Here is a 22257-nt window from a genome sequence, read left to right as displayed (position 1 = left end):
GGACCGGGGGCACGGTGGGTTCCGTGCGCATACTACTATTGCGTACTTAGCGCACGACCGTGGCCTCCAGTTCTACGTTCAGCTTCTCGAAGAGGCCCTTGACTTCCAGTACGGTGGAGGCCTGGGCGATGCGCCAGCGGCCGGCCCAGGCCTCGAAAACGTCAAAGCAGTCCATAAATTCCTCCGCAGACAGGGTGTAGACATTCAGGCGCACGATGTTGGCGGGCGTATAGCCCGCTGCTTCGATTACCTGCTCCAGGTTGGCCAGGGCCTGGATGAGCTGGCTGCGCATGTCGGCGTCACTTGATCGCCCCGCGGCGTCGATGGCGGTTTGCCCCGATACGTAGAGGGTGCCGGCGGGCTGCGTCACTTCGATGGCCTGGTGGTAGCTGCGTTGGTCCTGCCAGCTCCAGGGGTTGATGCTGCGTTTCCGCATGGGGGTAGGGGGGTGGGCGCCGGAGCGCGGGTGCAAAGGGTTGTCCATGGGGCAAAGTTCCCGCACCACGGTAATTGCTACCCGTGACTCAGGTCACTATTTCCCGCGCCGCGGCAGGCGGCTCAGCGTTTCGCGCGAAACCCCGAGGTAGGCCGCCAGTTGGGTCTTCGACACCCGCTGCAGGAGGTCGGGTTGCCGGTCAAGAAGCTGGGTGTACCGTTCCGCGGCGCTGCTGGTCAGTAGCGACAGGATGCGCCGCTGCGCCCCGATGAAGCCCGCGTGCGCCTTGTGCAGCATGAAGCGTTCCAGGGCGGGGACCTCCGCGCAGAGTGCCCAGTAGTCATCCAGCGAAAGCCGCAGCACGGTCGTTTCTTCCAGTGCGCGCAGGCTGAACGCGGCGGGCCCCCGCCCGAAGTAGGCCCCGAAGTCACTCTCCCACCACTGCTCTGCGGCGAAGGAGACGGTATGCTGGTTGCCCGCCGTATCGGTGTACACCAGCTTCAGCAAACCCGACACCACGAAGTAACAGTAGCGTACCGGCCGGCCGGCGTGGAGCAGCACCGCCCGGCGGGGAACGCGCTCCTCGGTGAAGTAGGCCGCCGCCCGCGTGCCGTCCGCGTCGGCGAGCGGGATCAGTTCCCGCAGGTGGGTGATCAGGGCGTGTCGGCTGGCTTCAGTCATAGGGAAAGGGGAGTAACTGGTTGCCGCTCCGCCCAGTCGGGGCACTCGCCGGCGGCGGTGTTAAGGGGCAGGACAGGCACGCCCCCGGACGTTCTAGCTGCTTCAGCACCACCCACCCATATTCCGTCTTCTCTTTTCATTGCTACTGCTGCCCGGATCGGCGGCGGCCCAGTATACCACCTTTTCCGACCACTTTTCCACCTCGGACGACTACGCACTGCGGACGCCCGTCACCGAGCCGGAGGGCCGGGCGGATACCCTGCTCGGCAGAGCGATCGACTCGGTCTTCACCGAAAACTTTTCGGTCGTCGAACGGCTGGCCGGGGAAGCGATGGCGCGCCCGCAGGACCTGCCGCTGGCGCGAAAGGTGCGGCCGAACGCGGGCATCCGGAGGTCGCCCTGTGCCCGACGCTTACCGCGCTTACGCCGGAGACCCGGTAAGCTGCACTTCCGGCTCCAGCTCCACGCCGAACTGTTCCGCTACCCGCTCCTGCACCAGACCGCTGAAGGCGAGGACGTCGCGGCCCGAGGCCCCGCCGCGGTTGACCAGCACCAGCGCCTGGCCGGCGTAGGAACCGACACGGTCGTTGCCCTGCCCGCGCAGTCCGGCGCGGTCGATCAGCCAGCCGGCGGCCAGCTTTACGTGGTCGTCGTCGATGGGGTAGGCGGGAATATCGGGGTGCTTCTCCTGCAGGCGGGCGTGGTGGTCGCGGGGCACTACGGGGTTTTTGAAGAAGCTGCCGCTGTTCCCGTAGAAGAACCAGTCGGGTAGCTTGCTGCGGCGGATACGGGTGACCGCACCGGCCACGTCGCGGGCGGTGGGGGTGTCGATGCCTGCGGCGGCCAGCTCGGCACCGATGGCCCCGTACTCCAGCTTGAGAGGGCGTCGCTCGCTGAGGTCGAAATCCACGGCGGTGATCAGGAAGCGACCGGTCTCGCGCTTGAAGCGGCTGTCGCGGTAGCCGAAGGCGCAGTCCTCCGGCGACAATTCCACCATACCGCGCCCGTACTCCCAGGCGTGAACCGCAGTAATAAATTCAGCCACTTCGGCCCCGTAGGCACCGATGTTCTGCACGGGGGCCGCGCCGACGGTGCCCGGGATGAGGATCAGGTTCTCCATGCCCGGAAAACCGGCCTCCAGGGTGTAGCGCACGAACTGGTTCCAGTCGGTGCCCGCCCGTACCCGGAAGCGGCCGCGGTCGTCGGACCATTCTATTCCCGAGAGCAGGACGTGCACGGTCAGCCCCGGAATATGCTCCAGCAGCAGCAGGTTGCTGCCGCCGCCCAGGACCAGGGTAGGCGCCGTCCGGAATTCCGGGTCGCCGAGCTGTTCGGTATCGGTCAGGGGGAGGTAGCGTTCCGCCACGGCGGGCAGGCCGAAGGTGTTGAAGCGACGCAGGTCGATATCCTCTCTTATCATGCCAGATCGAATTGCAGTCGCGCCAGGGCGGAGTAGGCTCCCCGGGGGCGGGCGCTAAGCTCGTCGTGGGTCCCGGCCTCGACGATGGTGCCGTTCTCGATCACGTAGATGCGGTCGACGTCGCGGATGGTCGCCAGGCGGTGAGCGATGATGATGCTGGTGCGACCGACCATCAGGTTGTCCAGTGCTTCCTGGACCACGCGCTCGCTCTCGGCGTCGAGGCTGCTGGTGGCTTCGTCGAGCAGGAGGATGCCCGGGTCCTTCAGGATGGCGCGGGCGATGGCCACGCGCTGCCGCTGCCCACCACTGAGCTGGATGCCGCGATCGCCCACGATGGTGTCGAGGCCTTCGGGAAAGCCGTCGATGAAGTCGAGCGCGTTGGCCTTCCGTGCCGCCTCGCGAATTTCGGCGTCGGTCGCCTCCAGCTTGCCGTAGGCGATATTTTCCCGGATGGTGCCGCCGAAGAGCAGTACCTCCTGGGGGACCAGGGCCAGCTGGTCGCGGTAGGTCTGCAGGTCGTAGGACCCGATGGGCTCCCCGTCGACGGTGATCTCACCCGCCGTCACGGGGTAGAAGCGGAGCAGTAGTTTGACCAGCGTGGATTTCCCGCTGCCGCTGGCACCCACCAGCGCCACCTTTTCCCCGGGTGCCACCTGCAGATCGATGTCCGAGAGTACGGTAACGTCGGGCCGGGTGGGGTAGGAGAAGCCCACGTTGCGGTACCTGATGGCACCGGTAAGGGAGCCCGATTCGCCCGTGACCGCCTGCGTCCGCTGCACCTGCGTGCCCGCCCCGGCCCGTTCGGCATCGAGGGGTACGGCCTCCACGTCCTCGCTTTCCAGGATATCGACCACCCGGTCGGAGGCCCCCAGCGCCGAAACGATCTCGGTATAGAAATTGCCGATGCTCGCGATCGACGTGCCTATCATGGCCGTGAAGATGACGAAGGAGAAGACGTCGCCGATGGGCAGGTCCCCGGACTCCACCAGCAGGATGGCGCGGTAGATGATGAAGAATAGCGCCCCGAACATGACCGTAACGATGAAGGCCGAGAAGGCACCACGTACGTTGGCGGTGCGGATGGAGATATCCACCGTATCGTCAATACTGCGGCCGTAGCGGTCGAGCTCGAAGTCCTCGTTGGTGTAGGCCTTTACGGTGGCGATACTCTGCAGGGTTTCCTCCACGATCACGTTGGAGCGGGCGAGGTTTTCCTGCCGCTCCTTGGTCATGCGCCGCAGGTACTTGCCGAAGAACATTGCGGCCACTACCACGACCGGGAAGATCAGCAGGCTCACCAGCGCTAACCGCGGCATGGTGACGAGGATGTAGGTAATGGCCCCGATGAGGATGATGATCTGGCGGGCGAATTCGGTAAGCGTGAGGCTGAAGATGCCCTGGATCTGGGTGATGTCGTTGGTGATCCGGCTGGAGATCTCACCCACCCGGCTGCGCTCGAAAAAGGGGATATTCAGCTGCAGGATCTTCGTGAACAGGTCCTTGCGCAGGCTGCCCATCGCCCGCTCGCTCACGATGGCCTGCAGACGGACCCGGAAGAAGCTCAGCGGGGCCTGGACGACGATGAGTACCGCGACGAGCAGGAAGATCTCATTGACCGTCAGTCCGAACTTGCCTTTGCCCTGGTAGACGTTCAGGGCCTCCCCGGGCAATTGAAGGATGGTGAGGAATACCAGGCTGCTGACACCGAGGATCACGAAACTGAGCAGGAAGAGAAACCGGTACTGCCACACGTAATCGAATATCCGCAGCGACCGCCGGAGGCGGGCTTTGGTGATGCGCGGTTTGGCGGCTTCGTCGGTGGGGGGGGTAGTGGCCATCTTTCGCAAAGGAAACGCATAAGCGCGCAAAAGGTGACGTGCGGGCCGGATTTTGAACATTCTGTGAAATACCGGGTACTATCGGAGCCGTAATCTATCCCCCGCGGGCGGATAGTAATGTACCGCCGGCCGCCCCGCCCCACACGGTTTCCAGGGGGCGGCAGCACGGAACCCGCAGAGATATCCCGTGTAGTGGCAACAATTTTATCGCGGCAAAACAGTTTACTACCTGTACTCCCGATCACCCCTTACGCAACTGACCCTAACCCCCCTTCGATGAGAACATTGTCTTTGTCCAGTCTGCTGGTAGCAATCTGCCTGCTTGCGGCGCCCGGCCTGTCGGCCCAGCAGTACTTCGAACTGGGGGTGCAAGGCGGGGATATGCCCTACAACGGTGACCTCAGCGAGCCGGGCATCGGCTTCCTGAAGGACTGGAATACCTACGGCGGGTTTTACCTACGCTACCGGCCGATCAGCCGGGTAGGCTTCCGCTTCAACGGCATCTTCGGGCAGATAGCGGCCGAGCAGCAGACAAGCACCCGCGACGCCACCGGCGCTTCCGTGGCGATCGACCGCAACTTTCAGTCGCGGATCCGCGAGTTCAGCCTAGGGCTGGAGTTCGACCTGTTCTACCTGGGTGACCCGGAGGACCGCTTCGTGGCCCCCTACATAATGGCCGGTATCGGGCGTACCTCCTTCAACCCGCAGTCGGAGCGTGACGGCAGATTTTACGACCTGCAACCGCTGCGTACCGAGGGGCAGGGTATTCCGGGCGGCGAATACGACCCAGCCCCCTACGAGCTGGCGATTACGACCTTCCACGTCGGCGGCGGCGTACGCGCCAAGCTCGGCGAGCGCTTCGTGCTGGGCGGTGAGGTCAGTGGCCGCGTGACCGGCACCGATTACCTCGATGACGTCACCGGCCGGCGCATCAACTACAACGACGTTCTGACCAACAGCGCCAATCCGGGCGACCGGTCGCTGGCCGCCTACTTCTCGAACCCCGCCGTAGAACCGGGGGAAGCTCCCGACAATCTCGAGTACAGCCGGGGCGGGCAGTCCAACGATTTTTACTTCCTCATCAACCTGACGCTGGGCATCCGCCTGGGTGGCTGGGGCGGTGGTGGTGACGGCTGCTACAGCTTCTAGAGGCGTAAAATCACCGCGCAACCAACAAACCTTGGCTGAAAAAGCCGGTTTGGGAGAGTGTTTTACGTCACCACGCAAAAATTCTCCCATGCGCCAACGTTACTTTCTTCTCTGTCTATTCATCGTCAGCCTGGCCTTCGGCAACCTGGACGCTGCTATTGTAGTGCCCACGACCGTCACCCCCAGCGGTGAGCCCGCCGCTACCACCCCCGCCGAAGCCGAAGCCCTTGCCGCGGTCAAGGAATACCGCGAATCCCTCAAGGAGATGTCCGGCAAGGAGCGTCGCCAACTCAAGCGGCAGCAGCGCAAGGCCGTCAAGAAAGCTATGAACGACTACCAAGACAGCAGCACCAATACCCTGCTCCTGGTTATCGTCACCATCCTGCTGCCACCGCTCGGCGTTCTGCTCTACGAAGGCGAACTGACCAGCCGCTTCTGGATCGCCCTGCTGCTTACCCTGTTGTTCTACCTGCCGGGGCTCATCTACGCCCTGCTGGTGATCTTCGGTAATGCCTAAGGCCTAACCCGCAACGATCGCCTCGGCCGCCCGGTAAGCCGCCCCGCCCTCCCCGAGGGCACGGCGCAGTTCGGCCAGCTCCCGCAATTGCCGGTCCCGTTCGGGGCCGGCAATTGTTTTTTGAAGCTCCGCCGCCAGCCGGTTGGCGCTGAAATCGGACTGGATCAGCTCCGTGACCACCGGCCGGTCCATCACGAGATTGACGAGGGAGATGTACTTGATCCGGTCGGCGACCAGGCGCCGCGCCAACCAGTAATTGAGCGCGTTGCCGCGGTAGCAGACCACCTGGGGCACGCCGAAGAGGGCGGTCTCGAGGGTGGCCGTACCGCTCGTCACGGCGGCGGCGTGCGCGCCGGCGAGCACCTCGTAGGTGCGTCCGGTCACGAGCTCCAGCCGCGGCGGGCCCGGAACGCTGCGGATAATCTCCTCGTAGACGGTGCGGTCCTGGCTGGGAGCAGCGGCGATGACATAGTCGTGCTCGGGCAGGCGGGCCGCGGCTTCTAGCATCACGGGCAGGCTCCGGCTGATCTCCTGCCGGCGGGAGCCGGGCAGCAGGGCCACGTGGGTGCGGGGGCGGTCGTCGGCTTCGTTGACCACGTCCAGTAGGGGGTGGCCCACGAAGGTGGCGGTGACGCCGTGCTCGGCGTAGAACTGTTCCTCAAAGGGGAGAATGACCAGCATACGGTCGACGTTGGCCCGCACCTGCTTCACCCGGCTCGTGTGCCACGCCCAGATCTGCGGACTGATGTAGTAGGTGATGTCGTAGCCCTGCTTGCGGGCCCACTTGGCCATGCGCAGGTTGAAGCCGGGGTAGTCGATCAGCACCAGCCGGTCGGGCCGGAAAGCTTCGATATCGCGTTGGCACTCCTTGAAGTTGCCCAGGATGGTCCGCAGGTTGGCCACCACCTCCACGAAACCCATGAAGGCCAGGTCCCGGTAGTGCTTAACGACGGTAGCCCCGGCTTCCTCCATCAGGTCGCCGCCCCATGCGCGGATCTCAGCGGCGGGGTCGCGGTCGCGCAGGGCGCTGACCAGGCGCGAGCCGTGGAGGTCTCCGGAGGGTTCACCGGCAATGAGGTAGTAGCGCAAGGGAAAAGTGCTTAGGGCGGCGGAGCGCGGGTGCGGGGGAAAAGTACAAAGATAGCCGACGCTTTCGGCCGGGCCTTCCGACCTTGCCCACAAATCCGGCCTATGTCCGTAACCTGGAAGCACTACTCCTTCGACGAGCTCAACGTCCACCTGCTCTATGCGATCATGGTCCTGCGGCAGCGGGTCTTCGTAGTCGAGCAAACCTGCTGGTACCTGGACGCCGACGGTCTCGACCAAGCCGCGCTGCACCTCCTGGGGACGGACGACAACGGCCGCCTCCTGGCCTATACCCGTATCCTGGACCGTGGCGTCTCTTACCCGGACCACGCCAGTATCGGCCGCGTAATCACGGCGCCGGAGGCCCGGGGGCGGGGGCTGGGCCGACCCCTGATGAAGGAGTCGCTGACTGTACTGTACGCCACTTACGGCCGACAGGCGGTAAAGATCGGCGCGCAGGCGCACCTGCAAGATTTCTACGGAAGCCTGGGCTTCGTCGGGGTAGGGGAGGTGTACGACGAGGACGGAATCCCGCACCGGCATATGATCAAAAAGTAGCGGGTTGAGGGCCTCCGGCCCGATGGGCTATTGCGTCCACCACTGTTTCTCGCTCATCCCGGGGGTATTGGGTGCTTGCGGGTGTAGCGGGGCGGGGGCAGCCTGGACTTCGTCGGGGTGCGGGTTGAGGGCCTCCGGCCCGATGGGCTATTGCGTCCACCACTGTTTATCGGGCCGGAGGCCCTCAGCCCCGGGGTATTGGGTGCTTGCGGTTGCAGGGGGGCGGGGGCATCCTGGACTTCGTCGGGGTGCGGGTTGAGGGCCTCCGGCCCGATGGGCTATTGCGTCCACCACTGTTTATCGGTCCGGAGGCCCTCAGCCCCGGGGGTATTGGGTGCTTGCGGGTGTAGCGGGGCGGGGGCATCCTGGACTTCGTCGGGGTGCGGGTTGAGGGCCTCCGGCCCGATGGGGTATTGCGTCCACCACTGTTTATCGGGCCGGAGGCCCTCAGTCCGGAGTGTTGGGTGCTCGCCTCGTGGTCGGGCCGGAGGCCCTCAACCCGGGGTGGCCCGAATGCGTACTACTGCGTCACCTCTACTGATTCCTTATGCAGCCCCTAGCCGAACGTATGCGCCCTACCTCCCTCGACGAATACGTGGGTCAGCAACATCTTGTAGGTCCCGGAGCGGTACTCCGCCGGGCCATGGAAACAGGGCGGCTGCCCAGTTTCATCCTGTGGGGACCGCCCGGCGTGGGCAAGACGACCCTGGCACGCATCATCGCCAGCCAGCTGGAGGTGCCCTTTTATATGCTCTCGGCCATCAACAGCGGCGTGAAGGACGTCCGCGAAACCATCGAGAAGGCCAAGCGGGGTAAGTTTTTTCAGTCGGCCTCGCCCATTCTGTTCATCGACGAGATCCACCGCTTCAGCAAGTCGCAGCAGGACAGCCTGCTCGGAGCCGTCGAGGCCGGCGTCGTCACGTTGATCGGGGCGACCACCGAAAATCCCAGCTTCGAGGTCATTCCCGCCCTGCTGTCGCGCGTCCAGGTGTACATACTGGAACCGCTCGGCCGCGAGGAACTGCAGGGTATGGTCGACAAGGCCCTGGCCACCGACGAGTACCTGAGCAAGATGGACGTCACCGTGGAGGACTACGCCACCCTCATCCGCTTTAGCGGAGGCGACGGCCGGCGACTCTACAACGTGCTGGAACTCGTCACCCACGAGGCGGCCGACGGTGAACCCGTGGTCCTGAATACGGACTACATCACCAGCCGGGTACAGGAAAACCTGACCCGCTACGACAAGACCGGCGAGCAGCACTACGATATCGCCTCGGCCCTGATCAAGAGCATCCGCGGCAGCGACCCCAACGGCGCCGTCTACTGGCTGGCCCGCATGATTGAGGGCGGCGAGGACCTGAAGTTCATTGCGCGACGGCTGGTCATCTCCGCTTCCGAGGACGTGGGCCTCGCCAACCCCAACGCCTTGCTGATGGCGACCACCGCCGCCCAGGCCGCCCAGCTGGTGGGGTATCCGGAGGCGAGGATCATCCTGAGCCAGGCCACGGTGTACCTGGCGACCAGCCCCAAATCGAACAGCAGCTACAAGGCCATCGGTGCCGCTCAGCAAGCCGTACGACAGACCGGCAACCTCCCGGTTCCGCTGCACCTGCGCAACGCGCCCACGAAACTGATGAAGCAGCTCGACTACGGCAAGAACTACAATTACAGTCACGACAATCCCGGCAACTTCAGCGCCCAGGAGTACCTGCCCGACGACCTTTCGGGTACCGCCTTCTTCCGCCCGCAGGGCAACAACCCGACGGAGGTCAAGCTTGCCGAGCGGATGAAGCAACTGTGGGGAGACAAGTATTCCTCCTAGATCGTGTCCAGGAGAAAGTGGAGGTAATGCCGCAGTAAATCGGGGGCCGTGTAGAGGAGGTCGTGCTCCTTGCCGGGGACCATATGGTGCACGACCAGCGGCGCGTTCACCAGCTTGTCGCAGGCGTAGTAGGCATTGCGGGGGTAGATCAGCCAGTCGTCGGTGCCGTGCAGGATGACGGTCGGGGCGTCGATGTGGTACCATTCGTCGGCCATGTCGCGCAACTCCGCCTCGTGGGCCAGCTTTTCGTGGTTCGCGGTATTCAGTCCGCTGGGGAGCATCCAGGAGAGCGCCCAGTGGGTGGTGGGGCGGGAGATCCAGTAGGTATACTCCTGGGTAGGCGCCAGGCTGGCCGACTGCAGCAGTAGGCCGTCGACCATGTCCGGATAATCCATCGCCAGCCGGGCGCTCACGGTGCCCCCGTAGCTGCTGCCGTGGAGGATGACCCGCTGACCGGGGAATCGTCGGCTGCGGATGACGGCCGCGACGTTTTCGGCCTGTTCCTGGACGGAGGTCATGGGGCGCCCCAGTCCGCTGCCCCCGTAGCCGGGGCGGTCGATCGCCAGCAGGTTGGCATCGTGGCGGAGGGAGCTGTCGCGCATCATGCTCAGCCACCAGGCACTGGAGGAGGGGGCCCCGTGGATGAAGACGAGCAGGGGGCGGGTACTATCCTGACCGATCTGCAGGTAGCGCAGGCGGCGGGTGGTGCCCTGCTGGTAGCCGATCTCCGCCACTTCCAGGTTGGCGCGCACGAGTCGGGCGCTCAGCTGCTCGTCGTTCATCTGTATTCGCACGAAGGGCTCCAACCGAAAGATCGCGTAGCCCGCAAACAGCAGGGCGGCGAGTAGAAAGTAGAGCCTTTTTTTGCGCGGCAGCATGTGGAACATTGGTGTGCCCAGTAGACGTTTTACGGGGTATTCGGGTTGCCCCGCCGGCCCCCGGATTGCCGGTGCCCACGCAGTTTTAGGCGGCGGCGGCGCGCAGGTGCCGTGGGGACTAGCGCGGCATCAACAAATACGGTATATTTACAGTTGCACAAACAACTGTTGCCCTAGCAAATTATTCGATCATGACAACCGCCCCCTCCGATACCCAGATTCAGCGCTACGACGCTTACACCTCTACCGACTACCGCATCTGGCGCCTGCTCGTCCAGCGGCAGCTCAAGGCCCTCAAGCCCGTGGCCGCGGCCGAGTACCTGCACTGCCTGAACGAACTGTACCCCATCCTCTCCGCCGAGCATCCGCCCCGGTTCAGCGACCTCAACCGGGCGCTGCGTGAGGCACACGGCTGGTCGATCGAGGTGGTGAAGGGTTTCTTGCCGGTGGATGAATTCTTTGCCCTGCTCGCGCGCCGGCGCTTTTGCTCCAGTACCTGGCTGCGCCGGGAGGACCAACTGGACTACCTCGAAGAGCCCGACATGTTTCACGACATCTTCGGTCATATCCCGCTCTACCTGAATGCGGACTACGCCAACTTCGCCCAAAAGCTAGGGGAGATTGGCGTAAAGCACGCCGCCGACGAAGAGAAGATCAAGCAGCTACAGCGCCTCTACTGGTTTACCATCGAGTTCGGTGTCATGCGGCAGGAAGGAGAAACCAAAGTCTACGGCGCCGGTATCTGCAGCAGCCGGCAGGAAACCCGCCACGTCTTCGAGAACCCGGACGTCGAGGTATTGCCCTTCGACCTGGACCAGGTGATGAAGCAAAATTTCGTCATCGATAAGGTACAGATGCGCTACTTCGCCGTGGACAGCTTCGCGAGCCTATTTGCCGCGGCTGATGAATTGGAAACCCGGTGGGGGTAGGGGGGAGGTAGTTCTGTAGTCTCGCTCGCTGCGCTCGCTGGTAGTTCTGTAGTCTCGCTCGCTGCGCTCGCTGGTAGTTCTGTAGTCTCGCTCGCTGCGCTCGCTGGTAGTTCTGTAGTCTCGCTCGCTGCGCTCGCTGGTAGTTCTGTAGTAATCTTGGAGGTATAGGTTAGCGGGGAGTAAACCCCATGCACGCTACCGAATTCATTCTACAGAACTACAGAACTACAGAACTACAGAACTACAGAACTACAGAACTACAGAACTACAGAACTACAGAACTACAGAACTACAGAACTACAGAACTACAGAACTACAGAACTACAAAGTGCCCCGTAAAGGATTCGAACCTTTGACCTGAAATTTAGAAGATTCCTGCTCTATCCAACTGAGCTAACGGAGCGTAAGTCGACCGCGAAATTACGGCGCCGGCGGCAGATGCCAAAGCGCAGGCGGACGATGGCCGGGCTCAGCCCAGTTCTCCCTGGGTGGTGCGCATGGGGGGGCCACGGAAGCTGACCACCAGTTTGTAGTCGGAGCCGATGTTGGCGACCAGGGGACCGAACATGGTGTCCATGAGCTGCTGGGCCTGGGTCTTAGCGCGGTCCATGACGTTGCTCTCCAGCGCGTCCTCGCGGAAGCGTTCCCGCAGCGCGTTGACGCCCTCGTCGATGTTGCTGCCCTGGACTTCGCGGAGCCAGCCGATGTCGAGCTTTTCGACTTTGGGGAGCACTTCGTGGCTGAGGATCTCGGGCTCAGGCAGGGTTATGTTGACGGTCTTGCTTTGTTCGTTGAGCTGCAGGTCGAAGTATTCGTTGAGCCGGAAACCGACCTTCAGAATGGAGAGGGCGGTAATTTCCACGTCGGTTTCCGAGACGTTCACGCCCCACACGGTGGTCTGCAGGTTCTTGCTGATGCCCTTCTTATCGCGTACCTCGATGGTCGCGAGTTCCCCGATCACGTTTTCCACTTTTTCCTGGAACAGCCCCTTGCTGCGGCTGAAGTCGTCGATGGCCGCGCGTTCGCGCATGCGGGAGACGAGCGGGCGCAGGGCCTCGCCCATGGCAATGGAGCAGGGGTCCTGCACGTCGGCTCCCCGGGCCAGGATATTACCGTTGCGGGTACGGATCACGGCGGCAAGGACCTTGTTGACCATAAAGCAGGTATAGTTGCTGGCCACTTCCTCGAAGATCTCGGTGACCTTTTGCCCGCCTTCGTCGTACCAGGTTTCGTAGAGCGCGGCACTGGTATCGCGCAGTCGCATGAAGTCGTTGAAATAGAGGTCGGCGAGTTGGGGATGCTGGAGCTCGTACTCCTGCAGGACCGCCCGCTGGAGGCTGTCGTTGAGGCCGAGGCGATTGCTGACGTGGGTCAGGATATCGGTATTGATGTCGTGGACCAGCTCGTCGAACTCCCGGCGGTACCTGCGGGGATTCTGCAGGATGGCCAGGGCCGTCTCGTTATCGATGTCGAAGGTGAAGTCGGCATCCCGGTACTGCAACTCGTACTCGGCCGGACCGGCCAGGAAGCTGCCCGGGGTGTTCCGGAGCGCCTTGTAGCCCAGCACGCCGAGAATACCCAGGATCGCTGCCACGATAATGATTTGCGTGGTGCCGATGCCGGACGTGGCGGGCGGGGATGTAGCGGCCATAGGTAGTGTGGGGATGATGGATAAATGGAAACAGGCAGGATGGATCAAAGTTGGTCGCCGGGGTTGGCGGCTGTCCGCAACGGATTTCCTGTTCGGGGTGTATACTGCATCTATGATCGAAGCTACCAAGGCCCTGCAGCTCGTCAGGCAACAAATCTTTGAGTGGGGTACCGAGCACGTCCCCCTCGCCCGGGCCACCGGCCGGGTACTGCAGCAGGAGGTGCGGGCCGACCGCGACCAACCGCCCTTCGACCGGGTGGCCATGGACGGGGTGGCCATCGACCACGCCGTCTACGCTGCCGGCGAGCGCCGCTTTCCCCTGAGTCACCTGGCACCTGCGGGCACCGCCGCCCGTCCCGTGTGCGACGCGCGCCACTGCGTGGAGGTGATGACCGGAGCGCCCCTCCCCCCCGGCACGACCACGGTAGTGCGCTACGAGGACCTGTCGCGGGACGGCGACGCCTTCCGCCTGCCGGAGGGCGTCACCGACGGGCGCAGCATCCACCGGCGCGGCAGCGACGGCCGCGCCAACGCGAAAGTGATGGAGCCCGGGCGCCGTATCGGCCCCGCCGAGCTCGCGGTACTGGCCACCTACGGCATTGCCGCGCCGGCCGTCGCCAGCCTGCCGCGCGTGGCCATTGCCTCGACCGGCGACGAGGTGGTAGCGGTAGGCAGCCAGCCGCTGGACCACCAGATCCGCAGCTCCAACGTACACCAGCTGGCCGGCCTGTTCCGGGCGGCGGGCATTGCACCCACCCTGGCCCACCTGCCGGACCACCCCGAAACGGGCCGCTCCGCCCTGGAAGCACTGATCGAGGAGCACGACGTACTGCTGCTCAGTGGCGGGGTGTCAAAGGGCAAGTTGGATCACGTACCCGACTGGCTGGCGGGGGCCGGCGTGGAGTGCCTGTTCCACCGCGTGGCGCAACGTCCCGGCAAGCCGCTGTGGGTGGGACGGACCCAGCGTACCATGGTGTTTGCCCTGCCGGGAAATCCCGTATCCAGCCTGGTCGGGGCGATCGCCTACGTCGGCCCCTGGCTGCGCGGTCAACTCGGGATCGAGTGGCCTGCCGTGCGCTTGCCGCTGGCCGAGCCCGTCACGTTTGCGCCCGCCCTGACCCTCTTTCAGGCAGTCAGCGTCGCCGGCATCGACGGGGAGCTGCCGGAGGCCCGGCCCGTACCCAACAACGGCAGCGGCGATCTGGTAAGCCTGCTCCGAACCGACGGATTCCTGGAGTTGCCCGCCGGCCGGGTATCCTTTCCCGCCGGTGAACGATTTCCGTATCTTCCCCTACGCCTGCTCTAACCCCCCGCCATGCACGAAAAACATCCCCCCCTCAAGCGGCCTGACCTCGGTCAGTACGGCCGTACCGAATTTGCCCTCGTAGGAACCACCTGTGCCCGCATCGAGCAACTGATGAACGAATGGCTTCGCGACTTTTCGTCCAGCTACCGTAGCCTGGGCATCACCGGCGAGCACGCCGAACCGGAGGTGCCGGTAACGCTGCGCCGTGATCGCAAACTCGCCTGGACCGACCACGAAAACTGGAGCCCGGCCGATGACCGGCTCCAGGGCAGCGCCTACGACCTGGTCCTCGTGAACGGCAACCACTATCCCGCGCGGCGGCAGATCGTTTTCGTCGACGACGCGAAGGCCGGCACGCTGCAGCGACGCGCCGATGAGCTGACGGACATCTTCGCCGTGGTTCACGTCAGCGGGGAGCCCGCCCTGCCCGACTGGCTGAGGACGGTCATCCGCAGGCAGTCCGTACCCCCCCTGATGACCACCCTGAGCATGCTGCACCTGCTGCGCGACGGGATCGAGCAGGAACTCCGTGCCAACGTGCCCCGCCTGAACGCGCTGATCCTGGCGGGCGGCGAGAGCCAGCGGATGGGGGAGGACAAGGGGCGGCTGGTGTACCGCGACGGGAAAACGGAAGTGGAGCGACTTGCTGAGTTGTGTACCCGACTGCACCTGCCGGTCAGCGTGTCCGTCCGCCAGGAAAAGAACCGGGGGGAGCTGAGCTATCCGCTCATCCCCGACCGCTTCCTCGGCCTGGGTCCGGCCGGGGCGATCTGCTCCGCCTTTCTTGCGCGGCCCGATACCGCCTGGCTGGTGTTGGCCTGTGATCTGCCGCTCCTGACAGGGGATACGCTGCGGAAACTCATCGATGCCCGACGCCCGGACCGTACCGCCACGGCCGTCCGCGGCCCCGGCAAGGAGTGGCCGGAGCCCCTCGTGGCGATCTACGAGCCGCGCGCCTACCGACGCCTGCTGGACTTCCTTTCCCTCGGATACGCCTGTCCCCGGAAAGTGCTTATCAACAGCGACACCGAGATCGTACAACTCGACGACGAACGGCCGATCACCAACGCGAATACGCCCGAGGAGCGGGACCGGGTACGTAGTGAGTTGAAGCGATAAAGCAAGAATATACGGATAATTGGGGCCGGGGCTTGGTGCATTACGTAATTTATACGTAGATTTGTCTACGTAAATATTACGTAACAAACCAGTAGGTCTCCCCATGCAGCACATCGTCGTCATCGGAAACGGAATGGTCGGGCATAAATTCTGCGACCTCTTTTCCCGTCACCCCCGCCGCGGGGAATTTCGGCTCAGTGTCTTCGGCGAGGAGGGCCGTCCGGCCTACGACCGCGTCCACCTGAGCGCCTACTTCACGGACCGCGACGCCGACAAGCTGACGCTCGCCCCCCGCGCCTGGTACGCCGAGCACGGCATGGAGCTGCGGACCGGCGAGCGGGTCACCGCCATCGATACCGGGCAGCGCCGCTTGCAGACCGCCCGGGGCGAATCCTACCCCTATGACTACCTGGTGCTCGCCACCGGCTCGGCCCCCTTCGTGCCCCCGGTTCCCGGTTGCGACCGGGAGGGGGTATTCGTATACCGTACCATCGAGGACCTCGATGCCATCCTTGACTACGCCGAGCGGATCCGGCACCGCACGGGCGCGCGCTGCGCGGTCATGGGCGGCGGGCTCCTGGGCCTGGAAGCGGCCAAGGCAACCCTCGATATGGGCCTGGCCACCGACGTGATCGAGTTTGCCCCCCGCCTCATGCCGCGGCAGCTCGACGACGAGGGGGGCGCCACCCTGCGCGGCAGCCTGGAGAAGCTGGGGCTGAGCGTACACCTGTCGCGCTCGACCACCGCCATCGGCGGCAACGGCTGCATATCGCACCTGGAATTCGCCGACGGTAGCCGCCTCGACGCAGATATGCTGATCATTTCGGCGGGCATCCGGCCGCGCGACGAGCTCGCCCGGGCCGCGGGGATCGAAGTAGGCCCCCGTGGCGGCATCCTGGCCGACGCCCATATGCGCACCAGCGCAGCAGACGTATTCGTCATCGGGGAGGCCGCGCTGTACCGGGAAATGATCTACGGCCTGGTCGCCCCCGGCTACGAGATGGCCCGCGTCGCCCTGGGTACGATCATGGCCGACGCCGACTGCGGCTGCATGCCCGATGCGATCGACCTGTCTACCAAGCTGAAGCTGATCGGTACGGACGTGGCCAGCTTCGGCGACTGCTTTCCGGAGACCGGTACGGCCCGCTCCATCACCTTCCACGACGAGGCCGCCGGGGTGTACAAGCGCATCAACATTTCCCCCGACGGTAAGCGGTTGCTGGGCGGCATTCTCGTCGGCGACGCGGCCGATTATAACATGCTCCACCAGATCTACCGTAACGGCATGGCGCTGCCGCCCCAGCCGGAAGACCTGATCCTCGGTGCCCGGGGAGGGGGCGGGGACGCAGGTGCGGGGGTCCTGGACCTGCCCGACGCCGCGGTGATCTGCTCCTGCGAAAATATTACCAAGGGGCGGCTGTGCGGGGCCCTCGACGCGGGGGAAGCGGATTCGGTCAAGGGGCTGGTGGCCTGCACCGGTGCCGGAACGGGCTGCGGGGGCTGCAAGCCAATCCTGTCCGACCTCGTAGACAACTACATGAAGGCCCGGGGGAAGGTGGTGCGCAACACCATCTGCGAGCACTTCGACTATACCCGGCAAGAACTCCGTGATCTGGTGGTCCTCAAGGGGATCGGGTCCTACGACGCGGCCCTGGACGAACTGGGCCGGGGGGGCGGCTGCGAGGTATGCAAGCCCGTCCTGGCCGGCATCTTTGCGACCGTCACCGCGGAAACGGCCAACCCCCAGGCCGTGATCCAGGATACCAACGATCGCTTCCTCGCCAACATCCAGCGCAACGGGACGTACTCGGTGGTGCCGCGGGTCCCCGGCGGCGAGATCACCCCCGAAAAGCTCATCGCCATCGGGGCCGTGGCCAAGAAATACCGCCTCTACACCAAGATCACCGGCGGCCAGCGCATCGACCTGTTCGGCGCCCGCCTCGATCAGTTGCCCCCGATCTGGGAGGAGCTCATTGCCGCCGGCTTCGAGAGCGGGCACGCTTACGGTAAATCGCTGCGGACCGTGAAGAGCTGCGTCGGCAGTACCTGGTGCCGCTACGGCATGGACGATTCGGTCTCCTTCGCCATCGAGATCGAGGAGCGCTACAAGGGGCTGCGGTCCCCCCACAAGCTCAAGGGCGGCGTGAGCGGTTGCATCCGCGAGTGCGCGGAGGCCCGCGGCAAGGATTTCGGCCTCATCGCCGTGGAGGAGGGCTACAACCTCTACGTCTGCGGCAACGGCGGGGCCCGCCCCCGCCACGCCGAGCTGCTGGCGGGGCCCGTAGACCGGCAGACGGCGGTACGGTACCTCGACCGCTTCCTCATGTTCTACCTCCGCACCGCCGGCCCCCTGGTGCGGACGGCCAAGTGGCTCGAGGGCTTGGAGGGGGGCATCGCCTACCTGCGCAGCGTGGTCGTCGACGACGCGCTTGGCCTGGCCGACGAGCTGGAGCGGGAGATGCAGGGGCTCGTCGAAGGCTACCGTTGCGAGTGGCGGGAGGCGGTGGAGACCCCCGAGCTGCGCGCCCGCTTCCGGCCCTTTGTAAATACCGAAGAAACCGAAGAACTGGAATTCGTGCCCCTGCGCGAGCAGCAGATGCCCAAACCCTGGTAATCCTTCCCGCCCGCCCCCGGGTGGGCGGCTCAACCCCCGCAACCATGACTGCTTACCACACCATCCTCCCCGAGCAGGTGACCACCTGGGTCCGTGCCGGCCGCACCACGCAGTTCCCGGTCGGCGCCGGCGCTACCATCAAGGTCGGGGACCGGCAGATCGCCGTATTCTACTTTCACCGGACCGACCGCTGGTACGCCTGCCAGAACCTCTGCCCCCACAAGCTGGAGAACGTGCTGGGCCGCGGCCTGACGGGGGAGCAGGACGGCGTACCCAAGGTGGCCTGCCCCCTCCACAAACGGACCTTCAGCCTCGAAACGGGCGCGAACCTGAACGGCGACTGCCCGCCCCTGGCCGTGTACCCCGTGACGATCCGCGACGGAGAAGTGTTTGTGGGAATCGACGACTAGCGCGTACCTTTCCTCCATGACCGGTCCGGACATATCCCCCCTCCTTGCCAAGGCCTTCGCGGCCTTTGACGCCGCCAACGCGGCCGATCCGCGCCACGCCGGCAGCGGGGCGCAGGAAATGCCCTACGAGCTGCTGTACGCCCGCCGGATGACCGAGGAACTGGACCGCTACGCCCCGGACGCCCCCGAGCCCCTGCGGCTCGCGGCTCGCGCCCAGCACCTGGAACGGTGGCGGAGCCCCCGGGAGGATTATCCGATGGACCGCGAGGGCTACCTGCGCTGGCGCTCCGACCTCAAGCTCTTCCACGCCGCCCGCGCCCGGGAGATCCTGGCCGAGGTGGGCTACGGAGAAGGGGTGCAGGAACGGGTGGCTTTCCTCCTGCAGAAGAAACGCCTGAAGCGTGACGACGGTACCCAGACCCTGGAGGACGTCATCTGCCTGGTGTTCCTGAAGCACTACGCCGCGGCGTTCGCGGCGGGCCACCCGACCGAAAAGGTGGTCGATATCCTGCGCAAAACCCTGCGCAAGATGTCGGAGCCGGGCCGGCAGGCCGCCCTGGCGGCGGAGCTGCCGGCGGGCGTCCGCGACCTTTTGCTGGAGGCGACGGAAGGGGAATAGGGCATGGACGAGCACCGCATCTTCTCCCGCCTGCGCCGTGCTTACCTGCTGGCGTTGTCGCTGATCGCCCTGGCGCTCATCGGGGAATTGCTGCTGGTCGACGGGTACCTGATCGATCAGGAGAAAGACGCCGAAATCATCAACGTAGCGGGCCGGCAGCGCATGCTGAGCCAGCGCATCGCGAAGATGGTGGCCCTCGGACAGGAGGGGGTGGAGGGGGAGCTGACCGAGTGGGAGACCCGGCACGCCTGGCTCAAGCGGGCCGTCGCCGGCGCGCCGGGTGCGGGTCAGCTTGCCGATCTGGATACCCTGGTGGCCGACCTGGGAACCGCCGCGCGGCGGGGCAGCGATCGGGCGCGGGTGGACGCGCTGAGCAACCGGTTTCTGCGGCAAATGGACGCCATCGTGGGTACGCTCTCCGACGACGCCACCCGGAAGGTGAACCGGCTGCGCCGCGTCAACCGGTGGCTGACCGTGCTCACGGTCGGGATCCTGCTCCTCGAACTGCTGTTCATCTTTCGGCCCATCGGCAATTTCGTACGCCTGCAGTTCGCGCGGATAGAGACGGAACGCGGGGCCCAGATTCAGGCGCGGGAAGCCTCGGAGCGGGCCGCGGCCGAGAAGGAGGCCACCCTGCGGCAGCTGTACGCGCTCAATGCCGCCATCGACGAGGCGGCGCTGTTCGCCTCCCTGCGTGCCGACGGCACCATCATTCACCTGAGTAAGAAGTTCCGGGAATTGGTGGGTGAGGAAGCGGTCGCAGAGAAACGCACCTTCGCCGATGTCCTCAACCGCCGGGAAGGCCGCCGGATCCGCATGGAAGAGATCATCCGCAACGTCACCTCGAGTCCCTGGCGCGGAGAATGGGAACTGGCCGATGCGGCGGGGGCACCACGCTTCCTGGAGCTGAGTATCCTGCCCGCCCGGCGATCGGGGACCGACGTGGACCTCTTCGTGCTAGCCACCGACATCACCGAGAACCGGCAGGCCCGCGACGAGCTCAGCGCGGTCACCGAACAGCAGATCGCCGCCGAGAAGGAGCGGGCGCGGCAGCGGGCCCAGCAGACCACCGAAGCCCAGGAGAAAGAGCGGCTGCGGGTAGCCCGCGACCTCCACGACGGGGTAGGGCAGACGCTCACCGCCCTGAAGTTCAGCCTGGAGAGCCTCAAACTCGACGGATCCGAGCGTAGCCGCAACGACCTGCACCACCTCAAGGGGCTTGCCGGTGACATCATCCGCGGCGTACGCATGGCCACCTTCAACCTGCGGCCACCCGAGCTCAGCGATTACGGACTGGCCATCACCCTCGACCGCATGGCCCGCGAACTCAGCCGGCTGACCGGCGAGCGGGTGGTGTTTGAGAACGAATCCTTTGACGTCCAGCTCGATCCCGCCGCGGAGCTCAACCTGTACCGCATCACCCAGGAGGCCGTAAACAACGCCATCAAGTACGCCGGGGCGAACTACATCCTGGTGACCCTGTCCGCGGGGGAAACCCTGCTCAGCATCACCGTAGACGACGACGGCCGGGGCTTCGATCCCGAGGCGGTGCGGTCGCGGACCGACGGCTCCGGTCTGGGGCTCATCTCGATCGAGGACCGGATCGCCCAACTCCAGGGCCGCCTGTTCGTCCGTTCCGCTCCCGAGCACGGAACCCGCATCACGATCAACGTACCCCTGGCCGCCTGCCAGGCTTCGCCAACGGCGGACGCCGATCGGCCGTAAACCTGTACTTTGGCCCCGCCCAATCGTTTACCTGATCATGCCAATCAATATTATACTCGCCGACGATCACGCGCTCGTCCGGGACGGCATCCGGCGCCTGCTCGAAGATGAGCCCGACCTGCACGTGGTCGGGGAAGCCGATAACGGGGAGGCCCTGCTGGAGCTGGTCCGTACCGCACGGCCCGATCTGGCGATCGTCGATATCCGGATGCCCCGGCTGAACGGCATCGAAGCCGTGCGGCGGCTGGCACAGGAGGGCCATACCGTCCCCTGCCTGATGCTCTCGATGCACGATAGCGAGGAGTACGTCCTGCAGTCCATCGACGCCGGCGCGTACGGATACCTGCTCAAGGACGCCAGCCGGGAGGAATTTCTGCGCGCGGTACACACCATCGTTGGTGGCGACCGCTACTTCAGTGGCGATCTGTCCAATATCCTGATCCGCCAGCTGGTGCGGTCGGACCTGTCGCCGAAACCGGCCGAACCCACCGAAAAGATCGTACTCACGCGGCGGGAGAAGCAGATCCTCCCGATCATCCTGCAGGGGGCCACCAACCAGGAGATCGCCGATCAGCTCGAGCTCAGCCGGCGGACCGTAGAAACACACCGCTTCAACATGATGAAGAAACTGAACGTCAGCAACAGCAGCGAACTCGCCCGCCGCGTCCGCCAGCTCGGGCTCGGCTAGTGTTCCAGGAAGCCGATGAGGTGCTCGCGGTAGCCGTAGTAGTCGGGGTGGTTGAGGATGTCCTTCCGCACCCGCGGCCGCGCAAAGTCGATGTCCAGTATGTCGCCGATCTGGGCACGCGGCCCCGAGGTCATCATGATCACCCGGTCGGCCAGGAAAATGGCTTCGTCGACGTCGTGGGTGATCTGGATGGCGGTAATCTTTTCCTTATCCCAGACTTCCAGCAGGACGTCCTGCAGTTCGGCGCGCGTCAGGGAGTCAAGCATACCGAAGGGTTCGTCCAGGAGCAGGATCTTGGGTTTCAGGGCGAAGGCCCGGGCAATTCCCACCCGCTGCTGCATACCCTGGCTGAGCTCGGTGGCGCGCCGGTCGAGCGCGTTGCCGAGGCCCACCTTGTCGAGGTAGTAGCGGCAGATGTCGCGCTGCTGGGCGCGGCTGGCCTGCGGGAACACCTGTTCGACACCGAGCAGGACGTTTTCCAGGGCGGTCATCCAGGGCAGGAGGCTGGGCGACTGGAAGATCACGCCCCGGTCGGGCCCCGGTCCCGTGATCGGGAACTCGTTCAGCAGGATTTGGCCGCGGCTGATGTCGTTGAGGCCGGCGATCATCGTGAGCAGGGTCGTCTTTCCGCAGCCGGAGTGGCCGATGATGGAAACGAATTCCTCCTTTTTGATCTGTAGCTGCAGGTTTTCCAGCACTACGTACTCGCCGGTCGGGGTGGGGTACACCTTGGTCAGGTCGCGGAAGTCGAGGACGACGTCGCGCAGGGAAAGCGCGGAGGGGGCAGGTAGGACACTCATGGGGTAGG

The 22257-nt window shown here is 64.8% G+C and carries 20 protein-coding genes and 1 tRNA gene; 12 read left to right on the top strand and 9 right to left on the bottom strand.

Going from position 1 to position 22257, the window contains the following annotated elements; genetic code table 11:
* Positions 1-46: 46 nt before the first annotated feature.
* The 4 genes from DQG19_RS12155 to DQG19_RS12140 form a co-directional block, all read right to left on the bottom strand.
* Positions 47-484 carry a RidA family protein gene (locus DQG19_RS12155; protein ID WP_198661735.1) on the bottom strand — a complete coding sequence of 146 codons (438 nt, stop codon included), beginning with the start codon at positions 482-484 and terminating at the stop codon, positions 47-49.
* A 48-nt stretch (positions 485-532) separates the two neighbouring features.
* On the bottom strand, positions 533-1117 hold the full coding sequence (locus tag DQG19_RS12150) for a Crp/Fnr family transcriptional regulator (protein WP_116126539.1): 585 nt from the start codon (positions 1115-1117) through the stop codon (positions 533-535).
* Positions 1118-1538: 421 nt separating this feature from the next.
* Positions 1539-2537 (bottom strand): UDP-N-acetylmuramate dehydrogenase, encoded by a 999-nt coding sequence (gene murB / locus DQG19_RS12145; RefSeq protein WP_116126538.1) that lies wholly within the window; start codon positions 2535-2537, stop codon positions 1539-1541.
* The gene (locus DQG19_RS12140; RefSeq protein ID WP_116126537.1) at positions 2534-4375 is read right to left on the bottom strand and encodes an ABC transporter ATP-binding protein; all 1842 of its coding nucleotides are present in this window, start codon (positions 4373-4375) and stop codon (positions 2534-2536) included. The genes murB and DQG19_RS12140 overlap by 4 nt, the downstream gene beginning before the upstream one ends.
* Before the next feature lie 276 nt (positions 4376-4651).
* On the opposite strand from DQG19_RS12140, the gene DQG19_RS12135 reads away from it, so the two are divergent.
* Both DQG19_RS12135 and DQG19_RS21495 read left to right on the top strand, forming a co-directional pair.
* Positions 4652-5524, top strand: coding sequence for a DUF6089 family protein (locus DQG19_RS12135; RefSeq protein ID WP_157974478.1), 873 nt, complete (start codon positions 4652-4654; stop codon positions 5522-5524).
* An 88-nt stretch (positions 5525-5612) separates the two neighbouring features.
* Entirely contained in the window at positions 5613-6041 is a 429-nt protein-coding gene (locus DQG19_RS21495; RefSeq protein ID WP_255418763.1) for a YqaE/Pmp3 family membrane protein, read from the top strand.
* A 3-nt stretch (positions 6042-6044) separates the two neighbouring features.
* On the opposite strand, the gene lpxB is transcribed toward DQG19_RS21495, so the two are convergent.
* Positions 6045-7130: a lipid-A-disaccharide synthase gene (gene lpxB / locus DQG19_RS12125; protein WP_116126535.1), complete on the bottom strand. Its 1086-nt coding sequence runs from the start codon at positions 7128-7130 to the stop codon at positions 6045-6047.
* Positions 7131-7232: 102 nt separating this feature from the next.
* On the opposite strand from lpxB, the gene DQG19_RS12120 reads away from it, so the two are divergent.
* Positions 7233-7685 carry a GNAT family N-acetyltransferase gene (locus DQG19_RS12120; RefSeq protein WP_116126534.1) on the top strand — a complete coding sequence of 151 codons (453 nt, stop codon included), beginning with the start codon at positions 7233-7235 and terminating at the stop codon, positions 7683-7685.
* Between the two features lie 547 nt (positions 7686-8232).
* Positions 8233-9510 (top strand): replication-associated recombination protein A, encoded by a 1278-nt coding sequence (locus tag DQG19_RS12115; RefSeq protein ID WP_116126533.1) that lies wholly within the window; start codon positions 8233-8235, stop codon positions 9508-9510.
* Here DQG19_RS12115 and DQG19_RS12110 read toward each other — a convergent pair.
* A complete protein-coding gene (locus tag DQG19_RS12110) occupies positions 9507-10388 on the bottom strand; it encodes an alpha/beta fold hydrolase (protein WP_116126825.1) in 882 nt (293 codons plus the stop codon). The genes DQG19_RS12115 and DQG19_RS12110 overlap by 4 nt on opposite strands.
* A 191-nt stretch (positions 10389-10579) precedes the next feature.
* On the opposite strand from DQG19_RS12110, the gene DQG19_RS12105 reads away from it, so the two are divergent.
* A complete protein-coding gene (locus DQG19_RS12105; RefSeq protein WP_116126532.1) occupies positions 10580-11317 on the top strand; it encodes a phenylalanine 4-monooxygenase in 738 nt (245 codons plus the stop codon).
* Positions 11318-11646: 329 nt separating this feature from the next.
* Here the strand turns inward: DQG19_RS12105 and DQG19_RS12100 are convergent.
* Together DQG19_RS12100 and DQG19_RS12095 are read right to left on the bottom strand one after the other, a co-directional pair.
* Positions 11647-11720 (bottom strand) — tRNA-Arg (locus DQG19_RS12100).
* Positions 11721-11786: 66 nt separating this feature from the next.
* Entirely contained in the window at positions 11787-12968 is a 1182-nt protein-coding gene (locus DQG19_RS12095; RefSeq protein ID WP_116126531.1) for a DUF4230 domain-containing protein, read from the bottom strand.
* A 112-nt stretch (positions 12969-13080) separates the two neighbouring features.
* Here DQG19_RS12095 and DQG19_RS20905 point away from each other — a divergent pair, with 112 nt between their 5' ends.
* The 7 genes from DQG19_RS20905 (at position 13081) to DQG19_RS12055 (ending at position 21449) form a co-directional block, all read left to right on the top strand.
* A complete protein-coding gene (locus DQG19_RS20905; RefSeq protein WP_198661734.1) occupies positions 13081-14274 on the top strand; it encodes a molybdopterin molybdotransferase MoeA in 1194 nt (397 codons plus the stop codon).
* Positions 14275-14283: 9 nt separating this feature from the next.
* Positions 14284-15393, top strand: coding sequence for an NTP transferase domain-containing protein (locus DQG19_RS12080; RefSeq protein WP_116126530.1), 1110 nt, complete (start codon positions 14284-14286; stop codon positions 15391-15393).
* Between the two features lie 103 nt (positions 15394-15496).
* Positions 15497-18007, top strand: a complete 2511-nt coding sequence (nirB, locus tag DQG19_RS12075; protein ID WP_116126529.1) for a nitrite reductase large subunit NirB — start codon at positions 15497-15499, stop codon at positions 18005-18007.
* Between the two features lie 44 nt (positions 18008-18051).
* Positions 18052-18417, top strand: a complete 366-nt coding sequence (nirD, locus tag DQG19_RS12070) for a nitrite reductase small subunit NirD (RefSeq protein ID WP_116126528.1) — start codon at positions 18052-18054, stop codon at positions 18415-18417.
* 16 nt (positions 18418-18433) lie between these two features.
* Complete coding sequence (locus DQG19_RS12065; protein WP_116126527.1) at positions 18434-19036, top strand: DUF4202 domain-containing protein; 603 nt, start codon at positions 18434-18436, stop codon at positions 19034-19036.
* A gap of 3 nt (positions 19037-19039) precedes the next feature.
* A complete protein-coding gene (locus tag DQG19_RS12060; RefSeq protein WP_116126526.1) occupies positions 19040-20761 on the top strand; it encodes an ATP-binding protein in 1722 nt (573 codons plus the stop codon).
* Positions 20762-20798: 37 nt separating this feature from the next.
* Positions 20799-21449, top strand: coding sequence for a response regulator (locus tag DQG19_RS12055; RefSeq protein ID WP_198661733.1), 651 nt, complete (start codon positions 20799-20801; stop codon positions 21447-21449).
* Here the strand turns inward: DQG19_RS12055 and DQG19_RS12050 are convergent.
* The gene (locus tag DQG19_RS12050; protein ID WP_116126524.1) at positions 21446-22249 is read right to left on the bottom strand and encodes an ABC transporter ATP-binding protein; all 804 of its coding nucleotides are present in this window, start codon (positions 22247-22249) and stop codon (positions 21446-21448) included. The genes DQG19_RS12055 and DQG19_RS12050 overlap by 4 nt on opposite strands.
* Positions 22250-22257: the final 8 nt, after the last annotated feature.

Source organism: Lewinella sp. IMCC34183 (assembly GCF_003390915.1).
GTDB lineage: Bacteria > Bacteroidota > Bacteroidia > Chitinophagales > Saprospiraceae > Neolewinella.
Note: the sequence above shows the minus strand (reverse complement) of the source record. Positions and strands in the feature narration are given on the sequence as shown.